General features: G+C 41.6%; 14 protein-coding genes and 3 pseudogenes. 10 read left to right on the forward strand and 7 right to left on the reverse strand.

Annotated features, from left to right (window positions below):
• Nucleotides 1-170 precede the first annotated feature (170 nt).
• The 8 genes and pseudogenes from AABS66_RS18805 to AABS66_RS18840 all read left to right on the forward strand — a co-directional run bounded on the left by AABS66_RS18805 (nt 171) and on the right by AABS66_RS18840 (nt 7887).
• On the forward strand, nt 171-689 hold the full coding sequence (locus tag AABS66_RS18805; protein ID WP_430225282.1) for a DUF2975 domain-containing protein: 519 nt from the start codon (nt 171-173) through the stop codon (nt 687-689).
• Nucleotides 690-691: 2 nt separating this feature from the next.
• Complete coding sequence (locus AABS66_RS18810) at nt 692-895, forward strand: helix-turn-helix domain-containing protein (protein ID WP_430225283.1); 204 nt, start codon at nt 692-694, stop codon at nt 893-895.
• Nucleotides 896-1144: 249 nt separating this feature from the next.
• Nucleotides 1145-1849 carry an IS6 family transposase gene (locus AABS66_RS18815; protein WP_430225284.1) on the forward strand — a complete coding sequence of 235 codons (705 nt, stop codon included), beginning with the start codon at nt 1145-1147 and terminating at the stop codon, nt 1847-1849.
• Nucleotides 1850-2421: 572 nt separating this feature from the next.
• Nucleotides 2422-3150, forward strand: a complete 729-nt coding sequence (locus AABS66_RS18820) for a tyrosine-type recombinase/integrase (RefSeq protein WP_430225285.1) — start codon at nt 2422-2424, stop codon at nt 3148-3150.
• A gap of 387 nt (nt 3151-3537) precedes the next feature.
• Nucleotides 3538-4313 (forward strand): annotated as a pseudogene (locus tag AABS66_RS18825) (IS5 family transposase).
• A 206-nt stretch (nt 4314-4519) separates the two neighbouring features.
• Nucleotides 4520-5737, forward strand: coding sequence for an AAA family ATPase (locus AABS66_RS18830; protein WP_430225286.1), 1218 nt, complete (start codon nt 4520-4522; stop codon nt 5735-5737).
• Nucleotides 5727-6710 (forward strand): ParB family protein, encoded by a 984-nt coding sequence (locus AABS66_RS18835; RefSeq protein ID WP_430225287.1) that lies wholly within the window; start codon nt 5727-5729, stop codon nt 6708-6710. Before AABS66_RS18830 ends, AABS66_RS18835 begins: the two co-directional genes overlap by 11 nt.
• Nucleotides 6711-6936: 226 nt before the next feature.
• The gene (locus AABS66_RS18840) at nt 6937-7887 is read left to right on the forward strand and encodes a RepA family replication protein (protein WP_430225288.1); all 951 of its coding nucleotides are present in this window, start codon (nt 6937-6939) and stop codon (nt 7885-7887) included.
• A 1239-nt stretch (nt 7888-9126) separates the two neighbouring features.
• Here the strand turns inward: AABS66_RS18840 and AABS66_RS18845 are convergent.
• Nucleotides 9127-9832 (reverse strand): annotated as a pseudogene (locus AABS66_RS18845) (IS91 family transposase); the annotation flags it as partial.
• 128 nt (nt 9833-9960) lie between these two features.
• Nucleotides 9961-10833, reverse strand: coding sequence for a LysR substrate-binding domain-containing protein (locus AABS66_RS18850; RefSeq protein WP_430225289.1), 873 nt, complete (start codon nt 10831-10833; stop codon nt 9961-9963).
• Between the two features lie 100 nt (nt 10834-10933).
• On the opposite strand from AABS66_RS18850, the gene AABS66_RS18855 reads away from it, so the two are divergent.
• Nucleotides 10934-12124 carry an MFS transporter gene (locus AABS66_RS18855; protein ID WP_430225290.1) on the forward strand — a complete coding sequence of 397 codons (1191 nt, stop codon included), beginning with the start codon at nt 10934-10936 and terminating at the stop codon, nt 12122-12124.
• 171 nt (nt 12125-12295) lie between these two features.
• Here AABS66_RS18855 and AABS66_RS18860 read toward each other — a convergent pair whose 3' ends face one another.
• From AABS66_RS18860 to AABS66_RS18880, 5 genes are read right to left on the reverse strand one after another with little or no spacing between them, the layout of a single operon-like run.
• On the reverse strand, nt 12296-13150 hold the full coding sequence (locus tag AABS66_RS18860; protein ID WP_430225291.1) for a dimethyl sulfoxide reductase anchor subunit family protein: 855 nt from the start codon (nt 13148-13150) through the stop codon (nt 12296-12298).
• A gap of 11 nt (nt 13151-13161) precedes the next feature.
• Entirely contained in the window at nt 13162-13707 is a 546-nt protein-coding gene (locus AABS66_RS18865) for a DMSO/selenate family reductase complex B subunit (protein ID WP_430225292.1), read from the reverse strand.
• A 14-nt stretch (nt 13708-13721) separates the two neighbouring features.
• The gene (locus AABS66_RS18870; protein ID WP_430225293.1) at nt 13722-16304 is read right to left on the reverse strand and encodes a molybdopterin-dependent oxidoreductase; all 2583 of its coding nucleotides are present in this window, start codon (nt 16302-16304) and stop codon (nt 13722-13724) included.
• 26 nt (nt 16305-16330) lie between these two features.
• Nucleotides 16331-17014: a TorD/DmsD family molecular chaperone gene (locus tag AABS66_RS18875; protein ID WP_430225294.1), complete on the reverse strand. Its 684-nt coding sequence runs from the start codon at nt 17012-17014 to the stop codon at nt 16331-16333.
• Nucleotides 17007-18374, reverse strand: a complete 1368-nt coding sequence (locus tag AABS66_RS18880) for a radical SAM protein (protein WP_430225295.1) — start codon at nt 18372-18374, stop codon at nt 17007-17009. Before AABS66_RS18880 ends, AABS66_RS18875 begins: the two co-directional genes overlap by 8 nt.
• Nucleotides 18375-18733: 359 nt before the next feature.
• On the opposite strand from AABS66_RS18880, the pseudogene AABS66_RS18885 reads away from it, so the two are divergent.
• A pseudogene (locus tag AABS66_RS18885) lies at nt 18734-19460 on the forward strand (IS6 family transposase).
• Nucleotides 19461-19505 lie beyond the last annotated feature (45 nt).

The following is a 19505-nucleotide window of genomic DNA, read 5'->3' on the forward strand; positions in this document are numbered from 1 at the left end:
AATCCAATAACGTTGGGTGTTTCTCACTTAGAGTATTTTTTCAATAATATCAATGAAATAGAGTCTTTGCTTAGTGTTTTTATTTATTGATATTCGATAATTGGTCTTGACAAGTTATCGAATATCAATAATTATTAGCTTTTAAAAGCTAAAGCCTATAGGAAATTAATATGAGGAATTTTTCTCACTCGCATAAAATACAAGTTCGGTTGTGTCTGACCTTGGAGGCTACACTATTATTTTTAATGTTTGCTCTTCCGGTTGTTTGTGCTTATTTATTGTTTTGGTCAGGGAGTAATAATCAATTTTTCCCTCAAGATGCGAAAATAATAGAGTGGACATCAGGAGATAGTTTATATTTCATTATTGACAATTTGGTAATTATTCTTGTCCTATTTCAAATGTATCTTTTCTGTAGAGGTGTGCGTAATGGGAATGTATTTACGAAAAGCAGAATTAGAAATGTAAAGTGTATAGGTTTGATACTTGTTATTGGATATATTGCTAATTTTTATATTCGTAATTTTTTTGATTCTATACTTGATGAATGGAACTCTGATTATATATCCATAATAAGTACTGAATTATATAGTTTACAGCAGCTACTACTGGGTGCAGGGGTCTTTTCTTTGAGCTATATATTTGAAAAAGGGAAAGAGTTGAAAGAAGAAAATGAGTTGGTGATTTAAAAATGTCAATAATTATTACTTTGGATACTGTCTTAAAAGAAAAAAAAATGAAATCTAAAGAATTAGCTGAAAGAATTGGAATTACAGAAGCCAATCTATCTATATTAAATAGCGGAAAAGGAAAAGCTATCCGTTTCAGCACTCTTGATGCTATTTGTAAGGTATTAGAGTGCCAACCAGGAGATATTATCAGGTATATCGCATGATAAGGTTAAAAGCTTGCTTTGACGACTGGCTGTGCCGTGACAAACCAGAGCTTTGAGCCAGGTTTGAGCCGCCTTTATGGGGCTTGTTGCAAAAATTATCTAGATGAGAAACACTCACAGTATTGATTATGTCTTATTAGGAATAGGCCATGCCATCGAATGAGTTTAAATGGAAACATTTTGGCACTGTTGCAAAGTTTGAATGGCTCATTATGCTAAGCTAACCAGCCCACTACGGAAGCTTACCTCATGAATGCATTTAAAGGTCGTCATTTCACTGGCATTATCATCCTCTGGGCGGTGCGTTGGTACTGCAAATACGGTATCAGTTATCGAGAACTTCAGGAAATGTTGGCTGAGCGCGGTGTAAATGTGGATCACACGACAATCTATCGCTGGGTTCAACGTTATGCACCTGAAATAGAAAAGCGGTTACGTTGGTATTGGTGTAATCCCTCTGACCTCAACAATTGGCATTTAGATGAAACCTATCTAAAAGTGAATGGTAAATGGGCGTATCTTTACCGAGCTGTCGATAGTCGAGGGCACACCATTGAATTTTATCTCTCATCGCGTCGTAATACCAAAGCAGCTTATCGATTTTTAAGAAAAATATTCAATCGAGCCAAAAACTGGCAAATCCCCAGGGTTATCAATACAGATAAAGCGGCACCGTATGGTCGAGCACTTAACCTTCTAAAAGAAGAAGGTAAATGCCCTGCACATGTAGAGCATCGACAAATCAAATTTCACAATAATGTGATTGAGTGTGATCACGGAAAATTAAAGCGCGTGATTAATCCGGCCTTAGGATTTAAATCCATCAAAACGGCACATGCGACGATTAAAGGAATTGAAGTGATGCGAGCATTGAGGAAAGGTCAGGCTGAGCATTTTTATTACGGACAACCATTAGGAGAAGTGCGTCTAGTGAACAGGGCTTTTGGGCTGTAATATAACTGAGCGCCAAAAACTCAGCACCACCATTTTATTTGCAACAGTGCCCTTTTTTTTAGTTGCGTTCAGGTTGTTTACTCGTTCATCCCTCATTTTCTTCAAAAGAAGACTTACATAGCTAAATCTTCCTATAATCGATTTTAAGCCATTTTTACCATTATTTAATGAATCATATTAGAGGTGGTTAGATATCCTCTCTTAACAAGTTCTGCGAAGCCTGTTTTTTGACCAATTCTTCTTGTTTTTTATTATTGCGCTTTACCGTCATTCTCCGCAATGGCTACATACTGATTATTTTCCCTTATTTAGTATGATCGTAATGCAGATCTTCACCATATCTTGTTAATTTGATTGGAAGATATTTATTGGAATACGTAACTTATTGCGGTTTAAAGGAAAAAACATGATAATAGCTAAATTCGCAGGGATAAAAATCGGCTCTAAAAGGAAAAAGGATCCGATGATCATCATGCGGGAATAGGCAACCTTTTGTTACCGCGTCACTTTTTATTTTATAGAGTAACAATAACAGTTGCTAACTATTAGTATCATGATTATAAAGGTGCTGTATGATGTCTACTTTTTTCCCTATCAATCCTGAAAGTGGTAAATCAATTTTACGTCGCCAATCTCAAGCGCTGTTATCAGAAGGGCATTTAGAGCGAGCTCGCCAATTACGCAGTTTAGCCATTGCTGCCGATTTGGATTGCCCAAAATATTTGTTAGCGCCAGAAGTGAATGAGTTACTCACCTTTATGCCAGATTTACATCAACGGACGTTAATTGAAACACTCTGGAATACGGGGGCACGTATCCATGAAGCGCTGGCATTAACGAAAGGGGACTTTCACTTGGATGAAGCAACCCCATTTGTTGTGCTGAGAACATTAAAGCAAAGAGAAAAACCGAATGAGGTGGGGCAAGTTAAGCCCAAATCGCGATCTAAACGGGTCGTTGCACTTTTTGATCCACACTATGTTCAGCTGATGAAAAGTTACTTTGTGACAATGCGTTATAAAAATCAAAGTCAAATCTGGCCAATACAAAGTGATAACACTGTCCGTAATTGGTTACGTGCGGCCGTTGAGCAAGCTAATGCCAAAGGGATTGATTACCTTGTTGATCCCATTACATGCAAGACATTTCGTCATAGCTTTGCCATGCATTTAATTTTTCATGGTGTCCCGCTAAAACTTATTCAATCGTATCTAGGCCACAAAAAATCCAGCTCTACGGATGTGTATACTAAGATATTTACTTTGGATGCGATGATGCACTTTGACATTTCTTTTAGATAACCATATTAGATATTATATTTTCAATATAGTGGTGATTTCAGAGTGAAATATTTAGTTGCAATTTAATAATTTCATTAAAAATCAATTTATTACAATAAATAAAATGATGGGGAGAATGATTTTAAAGAATATTATTGATAAGTAAACTAATTTTATATAATACTTATTTACTTATTTACTTATTTACTTATTTACTTATTTACTTATTTACTTATTTACTTATTTACTTATTTACTTATTTACTTATTTACTTATTTACTTATTTACTTATTTACTTATTTACTTTTAATATTATTAATCTTTTTTATTAAATATAAAATATCTTCTTAGAACCTATCCCAGAAGGAATTGTCAGTTAATACATAATGGCAATTTCTGAGGAAAAATGTGGCAGGCAGCAAATGGCAGATCAGCGATGAACTTTGGGAAAAAATGGCTCCACTAATCCCTGGGCACAAAACCCGTCATTCGCTGAATAAATACCGTAAACGTGCCGATAATTGTGCTGCAAGGAACGCTATTTTCTTTGTGCTCAGAACCGGTTACCAGTGGAATGCACTCAATGCGACAGGTATCTGCTCATCAAGCTTTGCCACCACCGTTTTTAGGAGTGCTGTGATGCCGGGGTTTTTGAGCGCTTCTGACAGAACGGATTACTTGCCTGTGAGCAATTGGGTAGAATCGACTAGTTATGGTTATCGATAAATGGTTGTATAACCAAATCACCGCTGGCAGGAGCAAAAAAAAGGTCGTAACCCCACAGGCCGGTGAAAACAGTGAGTAATGCGGAGTCTGATGATCGACGGTAACGGACTTCCTCTCTCACTGGCCGTCGTAGGGGCAAATACTCATGATACGGATACTTTCCAAGCTATTCAGACGGGCAGACCTGTCAGAAAGCTTCGACTGTGCATGGATAAAGACTATGAAGTAGAATGGCTGGAAGCCTACCTGAAGAGTCGCCGTCCAGTCACGAAAAGAAGAGTCTGAAGCCATCTGAACGACGGATTTTAAAGCGTATCGCTGGGTTGTTGAAAGAACTCACAGCTGGATGAATTGATTCCGTCCGTACTAACTCATTGAAAAAAAAGACTGAGAATTACGAGACCATGCTGTATTTCTCCTGTGGTTTCATTGTCTGGAATAAAATTCTATTGGGATAGGCTTTTAATTTTTCGTAGATCTATTAATATTGGCGATTTCAGACTGAAATACTTTCCTGATTTTATAACTAATTTCATATTTATCAATGCATTATAATTTATTTTTTGATGGAGATAAAATAATTCTGTAAAGGTTGTTTACAATGTCTAATTTATGTAGGATTATTCGTTCTAGTTAAGAATGCTGCATACGGAGATTATCTAGCATGGTTAGGGTAAATAATCAGTTCAACAAAATAGCAAGCCGTTCTGTAAAATTGTTACAGTCATTGACATCTCAAGTTCAATCGCAAAAAGAAGAACTCAATGAAACGACTTATTATCAAGTTTACTCTAAAGCTGCGGTCGCTAAATTACCTAAACTTACTCGAGCTAGTGTCGATTATGCCGTCAATGAAATGGAGAATGATGGATACTTATTTGAAAAAAGACAAGCCGGAACAGCATCAAAATATGCGATGACGATCCAAAATATTATCGATATTTATCATCACCGCGGTGTACCAAAATACCGTGATCGTTATTCTGAAGCGTTTACTTTTTTTGTTGGTAATTTAAAGGGAGGGGTATCAAAAACCGTCAGTACAGTATCATTAGCACATGCATTACGTACGCATCCTCATCTAATATATGAGGATCTTAGGATCTTAGTGATAGATCTTGACCCTCAGGCATCTGCGACGATGTTTTTGAATCATATGCAATCTATTGGAACTGTTGATACAACTGCCGCTCAAGCAATGTTACAGAATGTTAGCCGTGAGGAATTATTTAACGAGTTTATTTTACCTTCTGTTGTACAAGGCGTAGATGTTATTCCAGCGTCTATTGAAGATGCATTTATTGCATCTCAATGGGAGTTATTGTGTGCAGAACATTTATCTGGACATAATATTTATACTGTTTTACGTGAGAATATTATCAATAAAATTAAACAAGATTATGATTTTATTTTTATTGATAGTGGTCCTCATCTTGATGCTTTTTTATCTAATGCAATCGCAGCAGCAGATATCTTAATGACGCCGGTACCACCTGCACAAGTTGATTTTCACTCAACATTAAAATATTTAACTCGCTTACCCGAGCTCATTGACTTGATAGAATCAACGGGGGTCAGCGTTAATTTGATCAGTAACATTGGGTTTATGTCTAAATTAGTCAATAAAACAGATCATAAATTATGCCATAGTTTAGCAAAGGAAATTTTTGGTGGAGATATGTTAGATGTTACCTTGCCAAGACTCGATGGGTTTGAACGTTGCGGCGAATCATTTGACACGGTTGTTTCTGCTAATCCAGCCACATACATTGGCAGTACTGATGCGTTAAAAAGTGCAAAAATTGCTGCGGAAGACTTCTCTAAAGCTGTTTTTGATCGGGTGGAATTTCTTCGCTTGAATAGAGGTTATTATGCAAACTAAAAGAAAAACTATCGGAAGAACGTTGAGTGCCTCAACGTTAACGCATTTAGCAACGGATCAAAAGTACTCACAACGTTTTATGCTTAAATCAGGTAAGTCAGCTATTTTTTATTTGATTGACATTCCTGCTGATGAATTAGCAGAAAAAACTTTTGTAAGGTTCTTAGTTAATGGTCGAGATCAAAAAGCATTAACGCCAGAGTCACTTGCGGATATTACAAGAACCATTAAGTTACAACAATTTTTTCCTGCTATTGGCCACAAAATAAATGGAAAAATCGAAATTTTAGATGGCTCAAGACGACGTGCCGCTGCTTTATTATGTCATGTTGGATTATCTGTTTTAGTCACAGATTCAGAAATCAGTAATGATGATGCCAGGCAATTGGCTCTCGATATTCAAACTTCAAAAGAACATAACTTAAGAGAAGTTGGACTGCGGCTTTTAAAGTTACGAGAGAAGGGGATGTCACAAAAAGAGATTGCTCTTTTTGAGAATTTATCTGCGGCAAAGGTTACTCGAGCAATTCAAGCAGCTTCGGTACCAGATGACATTATTGCATTATTCCCGGTTCAATCTGAATTGGCTTATAGCGATTATAAAATATTGCTTACTATAGACCAACTTATTGATTCAAAAAAGCTTATTAAGCAAGACATCATTAATGATGTTAATGAAGGAATTGAAAGACTAATAGACATAAATAAAATAGCATCTGATGAATTAAAGAAAACAATTTTAACTACATTAAAAAATATTACAGAGCAGTTAGTCTCTAAAAATAAAAAAAATGAAGTTACAGTAAAACAACTTTGGGATTTTGAAGATAAAAATACTTATGCGAGAAAACGAGTGAAGGATCGAGGATTTAGTTACGAATTTAATCGGATGCCAAAACAATTACAAGAAAAACTAGATAAAACAATTCAAACAGTAATGCAGACATATTTTAAAAGTATAGTTAAAGAATAAAAGAAATTAAGCTTAAAGTGACCACGCTATAAGGTGGCAAGACATGGGATGAAACACACAAAATGTGCTGTAAACCCAAATAGAAAACCCCTGATATCTTCTCTATCTTGGCGGACTGAAAGATTATCAGGGGTTGTCAGAGTAATTCCGTTAGGGGTATGTTGAACTTCTAATGGGGAGTATAGAATTATGCGCAAAAAAATTCAACTCCTTCCGTACAACATAAGTGCGGAGAAGCATGAATAATGCCACTTCAAATCCTACAATTCCTTGTTCCATCGGTAAAATTCATCGGCATTATGCGCCAAAATTTTTAGGGCAATTACCGAAATTAGTACCTGTACGTCGCTTTGCTGCGGCCTTAAAGCGTCACGATTGGAACCGGAACCCCCATATTTACCAACTGCGTTATAGCCGAAAGCAACGGATATCTGTGCGTTCAGAGCGTCGAGAAACCTTTGATGCGTTAGCGATGGCCATGATTGCTTATGCAGATTATAACCCTGAAAGTGATGCACTGTTTGAAGTGATGTGCTCGGTGGAGAAGTTGGCCGAGTTGTGTGGACAACTGTATCGCTATGACTGTGGGCGCAAAAGTTACGACCCGATTTTACACGCATTGCGCGACTGGGAACAAGCCAACCTGATTGTCATTGACCGTGATTTTGATATCGAGGCCAAACAATACAAAGCGATGCGTATTTGGATACGGCCTGAATTTTTCCATGGACTCGGATTTTCTGCGTTAGAACTGCGTGAAGTGGTCGCTAGTTTTAGCCGTTGGATGGAAAAGAAGGGATTAAAAGAGAGCTACCAAAAACGCTACGCCCAACATGTCTTGCGACTTGCGCGCGCAAATGTGGCGTCACTCGACACTAAGCACAAACTTTGTAACTTGCTGAACAAGCTCAAAACCCTCGTGGTTGGGAAAGATGAAGTGCTCAAACACGAAAAGAAACATTTAGCTAAGGCCCTGAAGGAAAAGAAAGCGCTAGCCAAAAGTTTGGAAGCGCCAGAAAGCGCTGAACACGTCGCCTGGCGACGCTTTGAAGCCTGGAAGGTAACGCAGCCTATTGCGGCCGTCATGGCCTTCGAGCGCAAAATGAAATCCTTGTACCCAAGTATTCAAGGGAAGGCTATCTACCTGCATTACTTGAAACATTTGCTCGACTCCTAATTCATCCCCCTAAATTTACCGCCTTGACTGGCGGAGGTTCCGTTCGCCCTAAATCCGGACAGCTTGTTTTTTGAGGCATAAAGAGGTTGTCTCAATCGCTCAAATTGTCGCGATGATGACTGCTAGCCTATTTTCGGTTGCTATTTATGCTCTTAACTTCGAATGATGTTATACACATCAATTAACTTCGAATTTGTTTGGGGTTCTATAGTTAAATTCGTTTTTAGATTCTGAACTAAACGACCTTATAAATAAGGAGTTGCGGCTTTGCTTTTTCAAGCCGCACACTCTAAAGAGATAAAACCAATAAAGTCTTTGCTTACAAGCCATAAATGGCTGTCGCTCAGAAAACGGTGTCAGCATTGTGCCATTGCCCCCGTAAAGCTGGCCGATGGCCACCTTAACGCGCAGCTACAGCCGTTCATCGAGGCGATGCCTCTCGCCCGTCTCACTGCGTTTTTTAAAGGGTCAAATAAACAAAATAACGGTTTTACTTTCATTAGGCTTAACCGGGACAGGGGACGGATAGGGGCATTAAACAGTCCGTAACCGCTGACGCGGGTCTCGACGGCCCTAACCTTTATTCGTTATCTGCCACACTATTTGCCGTCTACAGCCCTACGGGCGGGTGATTTAGGTGAAATTTCATGATAACCTGCTATTAATGCATTGATGACAAAACGATTTTGGTGTGAGGTTGGAATGGAGCGCAAAACACTGACGTTAAAACGTCCGACGATAGAAAAAGAGTCGGAAAGTACCGAATCGGTTATTTAACGTCGCCGTAAACAGGTCGTTATCAATACACAGTGTAAACCGAATAAATCCACCAAAACAGCACCTATCCAACACCCTAAAAAAGTTATGCCCCCGTCTGCGAAAAAAAGGGCGAGGTTGTCATTCCTTTAGAAAAAAAGCCATCTCACAGACGCCGCCAAAGCAACATCTCCCGTTAAAGGAGGCTATCGGGAACCTTTCAGAACATTGACCACACCTATTTCCCAATGGACAACTTCGGCCGATGGCAGTTGGCACACGTGAAGCTTTATTAGCTGATAAAAAGATGCGTAAATTACCGATTTCGACTAAAAAGATGAAACGAAGTCTTGGTGGTTAGGAAGCTGGATGTCTTTTTTGCTCTAATATTCTAATCGCTATACTCAATGTCGATTATCAGTTTTATCGAACAGCGGTTGTTTGTATTTTCCTCGTTTAGATTTCTTTTTATACGGTTATTTGAATTTCCCAGCGGCGCTGGCACTGAGCCTCAAGAAATTGGCACCATTCGCGATAGTCACGAATATGTGGATAGCCCTCAGCCAGTAAGTTAAATGCGGCGTAATTTCTCCATAGTAAAGCAATGATAGCTTGACGCCAGTAACGCTCAACGATCTTTTTTTGAAAAAGATGGGCCGCCAGATGCCGTGTTTGAGGCAAAGTCCCTCGCAAGTCACGGATAGGTGAATATGTGGATGGGAATTCAGTTGACGCCCGTAGGTATGCAGGGTGACAAACAGGCCGATTTCGATACTGAGTTTTTTTGCCCATTTGAGCAGGGTATTGGCGGCGCAGGCGAAAAGTTGGTTGAGAATCGGCCAATTGTTTGTAAAAGCGGACCAGAGTTTATCGGGCATGGTGAAGGTAATGTGCAGCCATTCACAATCGGGGAGAATGTGTTGTTGCGGTGCAATCCACTGTTCTGTGGCTTTTACACTACAGGCGTTGCAACCTTTACTTTTGCAGCTTTGGCAGAAATATTTTGTATGAGAGCAGACAGGCGAAGTGCAACAATAACGGCGAATGCCCATAGCCCTGTTCCGCAGGCAAGCATGCGCTCGATGACGAGTTTAGTCCACTCGGGGACAGCATAACCGTTTTTAATGAGTAATTGGTTCCAGCCATCATCAATCTGGAAAAGAAGTTTTGCGGGGCGAGGTATATGCATTGATGATTATAGCGAGCGATGAAGTCTAAATAAAGTACAACTCTGACAGAGCCTTAGTTTCCACCGTAGGTGGGCAACTGTTCTACGTAATGACAACCTCTTAACTTCAAATAATGAGACACAATAGTCTATGCAAGAGTGCGTTCGAGTAGGTCAATCAACACTCTTACACGTGCCGGGACACACTTGGCTGTGGGAAAAAGTGCCCATATCGGCAAATTTTGAGGAGTCGCATCTTCAAGCGTGACACGGACTAAAGCGCCAGCTTCGACTGCCTTTTGCACGTCCCATTGACTTAGCAATGCCAGACCTATTCCCTGGGTACAGGCAGCTTTTACTCCCTCAGCACTGTTGCACGCGAAGTTTCCTGGGACGCCGATTTGCTTTAGCTCATCACCAACCATGAATGGCCAATGCTTCATCGACAATGCTCGGATTCCTCTATGGCTATTTAATTCCTGAAGCCGAGTCGGATGACCGAATTCCTCGGCGTAGCTTGGTGAGGAGTAGAGGTGACGGGGGTTTTCCGACAACTTTCGTCCGACCAACGTAGAGTCTTTTGGGTGAGTGAAACGAATAGCGACATCTATGCCGTTTTCGACAAGATCAAGGTGATCGTCGGTGCATATTAGCTCTATTGAGACATGTGGGTGAATTTTTTGAAGTTCGTGTAAAAGGGGAACCATGATCGCGCGTCCGAAGACGTTTGAACAAGTGAGCCGAAGTGTCCCAGAAGCTGTGCCTGGCTCTGGTATTACCGCAGTTCTGGCTGACTCCCACATATCCAGCATGGAGCGAACATAAGGCAGTAACACCTCTCCCTCTGGTGTTAGTGAACCTGCTCTTGTTGTGCGGTGGAACAGCCGGCAGCCTAGTTCTTGCTCCAGGGATGCAATTACTCGTGTCGTCGTCATGGCGCTGATCCCGAGACGGCGACTTGCCCTGGAAAAACTCCCCATCGAGACGACGGCAGAAAAGATTTCAATATCGCGCATGTCCATTATAACGCATTCCGTTATTTAGTGCATCATTAAACTATATTTACGACGAGTTTATATCACAATATGATACACCTATCAACAAACTTTGGAGATGAGTTTCATGAGGCATGAGCGAATAGCTCTTTCAGAAAGTAAACGGACAAACTGGGCAATATGGATTCTTGCCCTGGCAGCGTTCGTCATTGTTACAACAGAGTTCGTCGTTATCGGCATGGTCCCGACGCTATCCAGAGACTTGAATATTTCTGTCCCGATGGCCGGCCAACTGGTAACTGTCTTTTCCGTGATGGTTGCAGTTGTCGGGCCAGTAATGGCGACCTGGCTGTCGCGATATGAGAGGCGCAAGCTGTTCACATGGATTTTGGTGCTGTTTGCCATTGGCAATGCAGCCTCTGCGATGGCGCCCGGCTACTGGAGCCTGATGTTTGTCCGCCTGCTCCCGGCTGCATTGGTTTCTGTCTTCTGGGGCGTCGGCAGCGAGGCCGCCGGACAAATCAGCCCAAGGGGGCAAGAGGGAAAGGCCGTAGCACACGTTTATTTTGGTGTTACGGCCGCCTTGCTTCTTGGCCTTCCATTAGGGACTGTGCTTGGTGATGCAGTTGGTTGGAGGGGGGCTTTCTGGGTCTTGGCCGTTATGTCGCTTGTTATGGCTGTTGCGATTCATAAGGTTTTGCCAACGATCCCGGCTGATTCGCAGCGGAGTCTAAAATCCGATATTGCAATCCTAAAGAACCGCTTCTTTTTAGCCAATCTCGCCTTGTCACTAGGGATATTTACTGCAATTTTTACAGCGTACACCTACTTGGCGGACTTGTTGGAACGCTCGGCAGGAGTGGCCCCCAGCCACGTCGGATGGTGGTTGATGGGCTTCGGTGCCGTGGGTCTCATTGGGAACTATGTTGCCGGACGTATGGTGGATAAGCATGGGCTTGCAGCCACGGTCATCTTCTGCTTTGTCTTGGCCATTGGCGCTGCAAGCGCAGCCATCTTTGCCCAACAGACTGCAATATTCGTTGTTTGCTTGGTGGCTTGGGGTATCGCACACACAGCTCTATTCCCATTGTCTCAGGTTCGGGTGATGAACTCTACAGAGACCGGGAAGGCGGTAGCTGGAACCCTGAATATTTCCGCTGCAAATGGGGGTATTGCGTCTGGCGCTATTGTTGGCGGATGGGCTATAAGCATGGGTAGCATTGCCATAGCGTGTATTGCAGCCGCAGCTTTGGCTATTCTCTGTGGACTACTTTCTCTTATCATTGAACGCTGTCGTTATCCTCGAGGAACTTATTGACTAAAAAAACACGCTTCACTGCAAGTGTAGAACAGGTAATCCCGTGGAGGGGATTACCTTACTCATCACACTAAAGGCAAAAACATCTTTCCTTAATAAGGGCTTGTTGTAACAAGCCTGGGATAACCACCCACTACGCAGGTGGTTATGATTGCAAAGTACTATATAAAATTATCCCCCGAGTGAAAAAAATAGTACCCGCCCCACACCTTCCCCCGCAAAAATACACAGTGTAGCCAGTGACATTATTGCGGTGACAGGGAATGTTTGCCCTGCTTTTTGCCACAATAAACGACCAATAAGCAGCATTCCTAGCGCAATTAAAACGATACGTAAAAGGCTTAAACTGAGGAGCCCTTCGGGAAGCTCTCGGGGTGTTATTCCCATATAAATAGGCTCGCCCATATTGCCAAGCAGCGATAATGCACCCAGTAGCAGCATAATAATACCAATCAAACTGGTCATTAATGCCAGTTTAACGATAGTTTTTAATTGGTTTTCATCCCCTAAACCTAAACGGCGTAATCGTATCATGAAGAGTAACGCAGCGATGACACTGCCAAGCAGCAGGACAGTTCCAAAGAAACTCACGTAGGTGAATACCCCGCCCCAGAGTATAAACAGGGTGTCTGCATAGAGTGCCGACATTGTGTACATATAAGCAATGCCAGCAATTGCACTTAACAGCAATAATGGCGTATTGGCTTTTTGTTTCAACAACAAAAGGGCAGTACTGAAAAATAGCAGTGCCATATAGAGGATGGTTGCCCAAACTTCACGGCTCATCCAAGATGTTGATGCATGCAGTAAGGTATAAAACATGTGGAAAGGATTCCCTAAGTGGAAAAGGGAACCCAAAAGCCCGATACAACCTAAAGTAAAACTTGCGAGTATAGGGGGGGTGATTAGCGAGCTTACCGACGCATTATTTCTAAATGCACAGAAATAGCACAAAAGCGTAAACAGTAAGCAACCTACGGATGCTTGCATAAATAAGGTGAATATCACCAACGGAAATTCATGCATGATAAGTCTCCTTATTTTTTTGTACCGACAACCAGATTGGGTTTCGTGATAGTGGCGCTTGGAAGACCGCCAATATCTGCATTTGTGCCATATTTTTGGCGCAATTCACTGATTAGCCCAAACTCAATGGCTCGCATTGGGCAAGAATCAACACAAATTGGATTGCCACCTTGCTCACGAACATCAAGGCAGGTATCACATTTGGTCATCATCCCTAAGCTTGGATCAAATTGAGGAGCTTCATAGGGGCAAGCCCATGTGCAATAGCGGCAGCCAACACATTTACTGTGATCAACGAGGACAACGCCATCCTTTTCACGCTTATACATCGCGGTTGTTGGGCAATGGCTGACACATTGAGGGTCATCACAATGGTTGCAGGAAATGGATAAATGCCAGCTGCGAGGGCGTGGATATTCACCAACTTCAATATCATACACTCGGCGGAAATTTCGACCTACTTCCAGATGATTTTTGTCCTTGCAAGCAACGACGCATGTTTTGCAGCCGATACACATAGCCACATTAATATAAAAACCCACTTGTTGGTTATTCATTCTTCCCCCCTCCATTAAAGGACAATCCGTTGTGGAACACTGACATCAAGAGGTAATGGGTCACCTTGCCATTTTTCAATATTACATAGCATCGTGTTCCACCCAGATGTGCCAAGCCCCGTTGCAATTTGGATTGTTAAGGTGTTATCTGCACCCGCATGGTCAATTCCGGTTTTCTCGTCAATATCTGTCCAGCGACCATGGGGCAGTGCAACAACCCCGGGTTTCATCGTCTGGGTCACGAAAGCGGCGCGAAGAATTTTACCTTGAGGGCTACTCACCAGTACCGTTTCACCATGTTTTACCCCTAATTTTGTGGCGTCTGAGGTATTAATGTAAATCGGGCTGGACCATTGCTCGCGAAGCCACGGCACATTATCTAGGGTGCTGTGAGAACTTCTTAAATAGTGGGGGTTATATACTTGGAATGGGTAATCCCCTTTGATTTTTTTCGGAAAATCTTTAAAACTGGCTTCATAGCCACTTGCAGCAGGGATATATTCAGGGATAGGTGGTAATTTAGTCCACCCATATTCATTGGCCTTATCAACCAATGTCTGGCTGTAAATTTCAAACTTACCACTTGGTGTTTTTCTTGGGTGAGCCTCTGGATCACGGACGAAATCTTCATAAGCAATAAAGCCATAATTATCATCCGCAGTACGTTTGACTTGGTATTTTCCAACAGTAAGGAACTCATTAAGTGTTATTCGGCCTTGCTGTGTATTACCTGTGACTTGCCACTCATCAATGTCTTTTTGAGTGATGGTAATTAATGGTTCTTTTGTTTTTCCATCTTCCGCAATAATGGTTGCGCCATTCAATTTATTGAAAAATTGTTGCTTCTCTGAAATAGGGAATATTTCATCCACATCCGCCCCAAGTCTCTTGCCGAGTTCTTTTGCAATCCATTGATCACTTTTGGCTTCATACAGCGGAGGGGTAACATTCACCGCCGCAATTAAAACTTCACGATTGCTCGGTTGTAAAATAGTACCTTCTCGTTCCCATTCTGTCGTCACAGGCAGAACAATGTCCGAGTATTTGGCGCAGGTTTGTAAAACATAGGCGGCGGTAACCACTAATTCCACGTCTTTTCGATATGCTTCAATCCCTTGAGGGATATTGGCCCGAGTTTGTAATGTGGCATTAAACGGGTGCACAATCATCTGAATGTTTGCATCAACATCCCCAACACCCGGTTGGCGGAATTTCTTTTCCAGCAGGACTCGATTTAGCTCATTATGGTTGATTTTTAAGCTAATGGGATTTGGCACAGGGGGTAAACCGTTTGAGCCGGGTTCAACAATACGGGTGCCATTATTACTCGCAGCATAGTGTACGCTAACCCCAGTCATTCGACCTGGGCGGCCCATATGTCCAGTCATAAAACCCAATGTTGAAAAGGCATGTACCCAGCCTTCCCCATTATGAATGCGTGCGGGTGCCCAGCCTGTGAGTAATGCGACTCGGGATGTACCACCGATTTCTTTGGCTAAAGTGCGAATATCCGCGGCACTCAAGCCACAAATCTCAGCCGCCCACTCAGGGGTTTTCGGTTCCCCCGTATAGGTTCCCAATAAGTAATCTTTAAAATTCCCTTTAGGGTCGACACCGACTGGCATGCTTTCTTCATCAAAGCCGACGGTGCAACGACGTAGAAAATCCCAATCGATTAATGGGTTTTCGGGGCTGTCCATCTCTAATAAGGCGGACATAATCCCTAAGGCCAAAGCATGATCGGTTCCGGGGTTGACCGGATACCAATCCGCATCCATCAGTCCTGCGGTTGCAGTATAATTGGGGTCGATATAGATAAAACGTGCACCCGCTTCTTTAGCCTGATAATAATTGTAAGTTGGGCAACCTGGGCTGCTCCATGCAGGGTTGGCTCCCCAGAGAATAATTAACTGAGACTGCCTTAAGTCAAACCGATCATTGATACCAAAGCCATCATACCCTTCACCGACACCGATACATGTGGAGGTTTCTAACCATGCACCGTATGATGTTGTCCCCCAATCTTTGATAAATCCGCCAGTACCAGCATAGACTTTCTGAATATCAACGCCGTTCCCGCCAGTCACCCATACCGACTCATTGCCATATTTGGCTCTGATCCGCTTTGTTTCGGTTGCGATGAGATCTAATGCCTCATCCCAACTGATACGTACCCATTGATCTCGTCCTCGAAGGCTTTTATCACCACCGCCGCCGGGTGCCCAATTTTTCCTTTTCATCGGGTATTTTAGGCGATCTGCCCCAAAAACTTGCTTGCTCTGGGAGCGGCCTCTGAGGCAACCCCGTTGCTGAGGGAAATCAGGGGAGTCACTGGTGACATCATCTGTTTTTTGCCGAATGACAATACCATCAGACACTAATGCTTTATTAACGCAGCGCCCGCCGCAGTTATGCCAGCAAGCGACGGGTTTCCATGTGCCTTTTGTGGGAGGCACAACAGCGGGTGCGTCTGTCGTGGAAGGTAATGTTGATGCATGTAGTTTTTTGCTTAATGGTAGCGTCGCGACCGCAGAGGCTGCGGATGTCCAAGCAATAAAGGAACGGCGGCTCAAACCAATTATGGGTCTTTTTGACATTGCTTTTACCTCTTATTTTGTTCTTTTTATAAATTCATGAATTGATTCAGTTGTTTTAAATCGTGGCGTAAAAAAGCCTCCAGAAAATGGCTGAGTTGTTGGTAAAATAGTGTTTCGGCTTGGCTTGAAATCTGCTGACAAAAGGGCGTAATAAAGGTCAATAGGTGTGACTCAATAAATTCAGCGGAGATATGCAATAGCCCATTTATCTCATCCGTGAGTTGTAAATCGTGTTTAAGTGACGTGGTTATTTTTTCACTTAGGTTCCAGATAAAATCCAGCTCATAGCCAATATGGTCTGCGGCCTCTATTTCATTATCCGGCAAGAAAAAGGCATTTTGCTGATAGATGTTTTTGACATCTTGCGTGCATTGCTGGAACAAAACATGGTCGCTGGAAAGATAAGCAGACTCCCAAGGTGGGGCTGGGAGGGTTTCAGGGCCAATAAACAGACGTGTGAAATCCCAATGCACATTTTCATAATCTGCAACCCCTTGTTTTAACTTACGGGTCGATAAATCGGCCTGCATGAATGCCAATGCATTGGCTATGGCGGGTTGCTGATGACCAGATGCCAATAGGGGCAACCCGCTTTCCCGTAAATACAGTAATAATTCTGGTGTGGGCTCTTCGATAAATAATCGGCGTAGAAGGTCATAAGTTAATTGGCGTACAAAAAAGTACTCTAATCCTGAGCCATTATTATTCACATAAACTCCCATCAATATCAGTGAGTAAAAAATTGGTTGGTGTGGTGCATTCGAGGTGAACTTCTTTTAACACCCATTTCTCTTGGTTATCCGTGTCCACAATGTATGAGGCTAATAAGATGAAGAGATCCGGAAATTGAGTGAATACGGGAATATATTTTGGGTTAAATTGAATAAAGCCATGAAGTAAATCTTCATGAAATGGAATGTTATTAGCGCTAAGGATGGCAGCCAATTGATTGTTCTGATTATTAAAAATCTTCGCACATTTATAAAAATAATCTTGCGTAGAAAAGAGATAATATTCTGCATTAAAAAAGGTATTCTCTATTTTTCTAAACGGGCCATTGCTCTGATAAATTTGCCCTGTGTGTTTATTTTCAAGGGAACAATAGTGAACGCCAAGTGCTAAGTTTTCATTTAATGCAAATTCTAGCACTCTCAAGCAGGCTAACTCGCTACCTGAAACCGCCAAGCCTCCGGCATACCAATAATTATGGTAAATCTCATAAGGAGGATTTTTTAATAAAAATCCTCTTGATTGATAGGCTTGGCTATTGGTTAATGGAAAGCAAAACTCCAGCAAATTAATGCCGTCAATACCAATATCATCAAGTTTGCGCAAAAGTGCATACATTTGCGGTTCACTATTTGGAATAACAGGCATTTCAACCATTACCGAGGGAAAAATATGCCTTGCTAACGTAATACGCCGTAAAATTTTATCGATTTTTTCAGGGGGATCATCAATCTTAATGCTAAACCTAATCTCTTGCAGCCCAGCCTCAGCAAGTGCAAGCGCTGTTTTACGATCTAAAGGGTCTCCTGCAGTATAGAGCCGAGTGTGAGCCAGTGGAAATCGGTTGCGGACATGCTGAAAAAATTCAATACATTCATGGCGGTAAAGAAGAGGCTCTCCCCCCGTGAGCGCAATGTGCGTTGCAGGATAGCCCTGTGCAGCCATTTCATTCACTTCGTTGATGGCATCACGCATCTCATGTTGAAAGTATTCATAATTTTCTTGGTTTGGGTTGAAGCAAAAGTAGCAGTCACGGTGGCATTTTAATGATAAAAAGGAGGTATAGCTTCCTTCTCCGGTGCGGCATTGTTCACAAGCACTGGATATCCATTTGCTGTGGATGCTTTTTCCATTATTCGAAATCATCCCGCCGAGTAATTGAATATTCTTTTTTAAATCGCAAATTTCATTTTTATACGAAAAGGGTATATCAAAATCTAAACCATACTTTAATATGCCCTGTTTTGTCTCATTTTCAATATTACGGTAATTAAGCAAATAACGTTTAAGCTGATTATTTATTACTTTTAAAAAAATATCATCTTTGATTGGAGAGATCATAATGTACCATCTAACTTATTCACAATGACTAGTAAATAAAAAATATTATTACCTATCAAAAATGTTAATCCAGTGACTACTGGAACGGGATATTTGAACTAAAAAACCTTTATTTAAGATTAAATTATGTTTAAAAAATTTTTTTGTTCAAAATCAAAAAAAAGCCTAACATACCCAATTAGTAGTAAGTTAAAAATAAAAGCCTTTATCTTAACCAATTATAAAAACTTAAAGCTAAAAATTAGAAATAAGGAAGTGATGGAATAATGATACTGCAAGGTTCTGAGTAACGAGCTTGTTGCAAAAATTACCTAAGTGATAAACACTCACGACATTGTTCACCACTTTAGGGTAAACTCCTGCCACCAAACGAGTTTAAATGGAAACATTCTGCACCAGCCATCATCCTTTGGTGCTTACGTTGGTATGGCTCTACACCGTTAAGCTACGGAATGCTGGCTGAACGGGGAATTTCGGTTCACCGTTCAACGATTTTTCGTTGGTTTATTGAATATGCCCCACTTCTTCGTAAAAAACTCAAAAAGTATCAATTCCTTCGAGATGTTCCCTTCTGGCAGCTCGATGAAACTTGCGTCAAAGTGAATGGAAAATGGGTTTACCTTTACCGGGCCATTGATAAACACGGGGGAGACATTGGATGTTTATTTTTCACCTAAACGTAATCGTTATGCCGCCTATAAATTTCTCAAACGGATATTAAAACCTTATCGCTCCGAGTGGCAACCCAAAACCTTAAACACCGATAAGCATGCTGCTTACGGTTACGCCATAGCCCACTTAATTAAAGAAGGAAAACTCCGAGCTGACGTGAAATAACGGCAAATCAAAACCCTCAACAATCGGATTGAATCTGATCACGCCCCGATTAAAAAATTGATTGTGGCTACAGGAGGTTTCAAATCCGCTAAGCGTGCGTGGTCAACTCTCCAATGGTTTGAAATGTTGCGAAAACTGAATAAAGGTTAATTTGATAAATGGCTACGTCGTGACGAACCCGAATTTCGAGTGCAGGAGAGATCTGCCTTTATGAATAGATTATTCAATGTAGAGACCGTTTTAGCTTGAAATACCCGATTAAAACCGAGCAAAAAACGCACAAATTTATTATTT

This window comes from Providencia sp. SP181 (assembly GCF_050446505.1).
GTDB lineage: Bacteria > Pseudomonadota > Gammaproteobacteria > Enterobacterales > Enterobacteriaceae > Providencia > Providencia vermicola.

Excerpts from the sequence above, each read along its gene's own strand:
- AABS66_RS18805 (WP_430225282.1), top strand. The coding sequence starts at position 171 with ATGAGGAATTTTTCTCACTCGCATAAAATACAAGTTCGGTTGTGTCTG.
- AABS66_RS18810 (WP_430225283.1), top strand. The coding sequence starts at position 692 with ATGTCAATAATTATTACTTTGGATACTGTCTTAAAAGAAAAAAAAATG.
- AABS66_RS18815 (WP_430225284.1), top strand. The coding sequence starts at position 1,145 with ATGAATGCATTTAAAGGTCGTCATTTCACTGGCATTATCATCCTCTGG.
- AABS66_RS18820 (WP_430225285.1), top strand. The coding sequence starts at position 2,422 with ATGATGTCTACTTTTTTCCCTATCAATCCTGAAAGTGGTAAATCAATT.
- AABS66_RS18830 (WP_430225286.1), top strand. The coding sequence starts at position 4,520 with ATGGTTAGGGTAAATAATCAGTTCAACAAAATAGCAAGCCGTTCTGTA.
- AABS66_RS18835 (WP_430225287.1), top strand. The coding sequence starts at position 5,727 with ATGCAAACTAAAAGAAAAACTATCGGAAGAACGTTGAGTGCCTCAACG.
- AABS66_RS18850 (WP_430225289.1), bottom strand. The coding sequence starts at position 10,833 with ATGGACATGCGCGATATTGAAATCTTTTCTGCCGTCGTCTCGATGGGG.
- AABS66_RS18855 (WP_430225290.1), top strand. The coding sequence starts at position 10,934 with ATGAGGCATGAGCGAATAGCTCTTTCAGAAAGTAAACGGACAAACTGG.
- AABS66_RS18860 (WP_430225291.1), bottom strand. The coding sequence starts at position 13,150 with ATGCATGAATTTCCGTTGGTGATATTCACCTTATTTATGCAAGCATCC.
- AABS66_RS18865 (WP_430225292.1), bottom strand. The coding sequence starts at position 13,707 with ATGAATAACCAACAAGTGGGTTTTTATATTAATGTGGCTATGTGTATC.
- AABS66_RS18870 (WP_430225293.1), bottom strand. The coding sequence starts at position 16,304 with ATGTCAAAAAGACCCATAATTGGTTTGAGCCGCCGTTCCTTTATTGCT.
- AABS66_RS18880 (WP_430225295.1), bottom strand. The coding sequence starts at position 18,374 with ATGATCTCTCCAATCAAAGATGATATTTTTTTAAAAGTAATAAATAAT.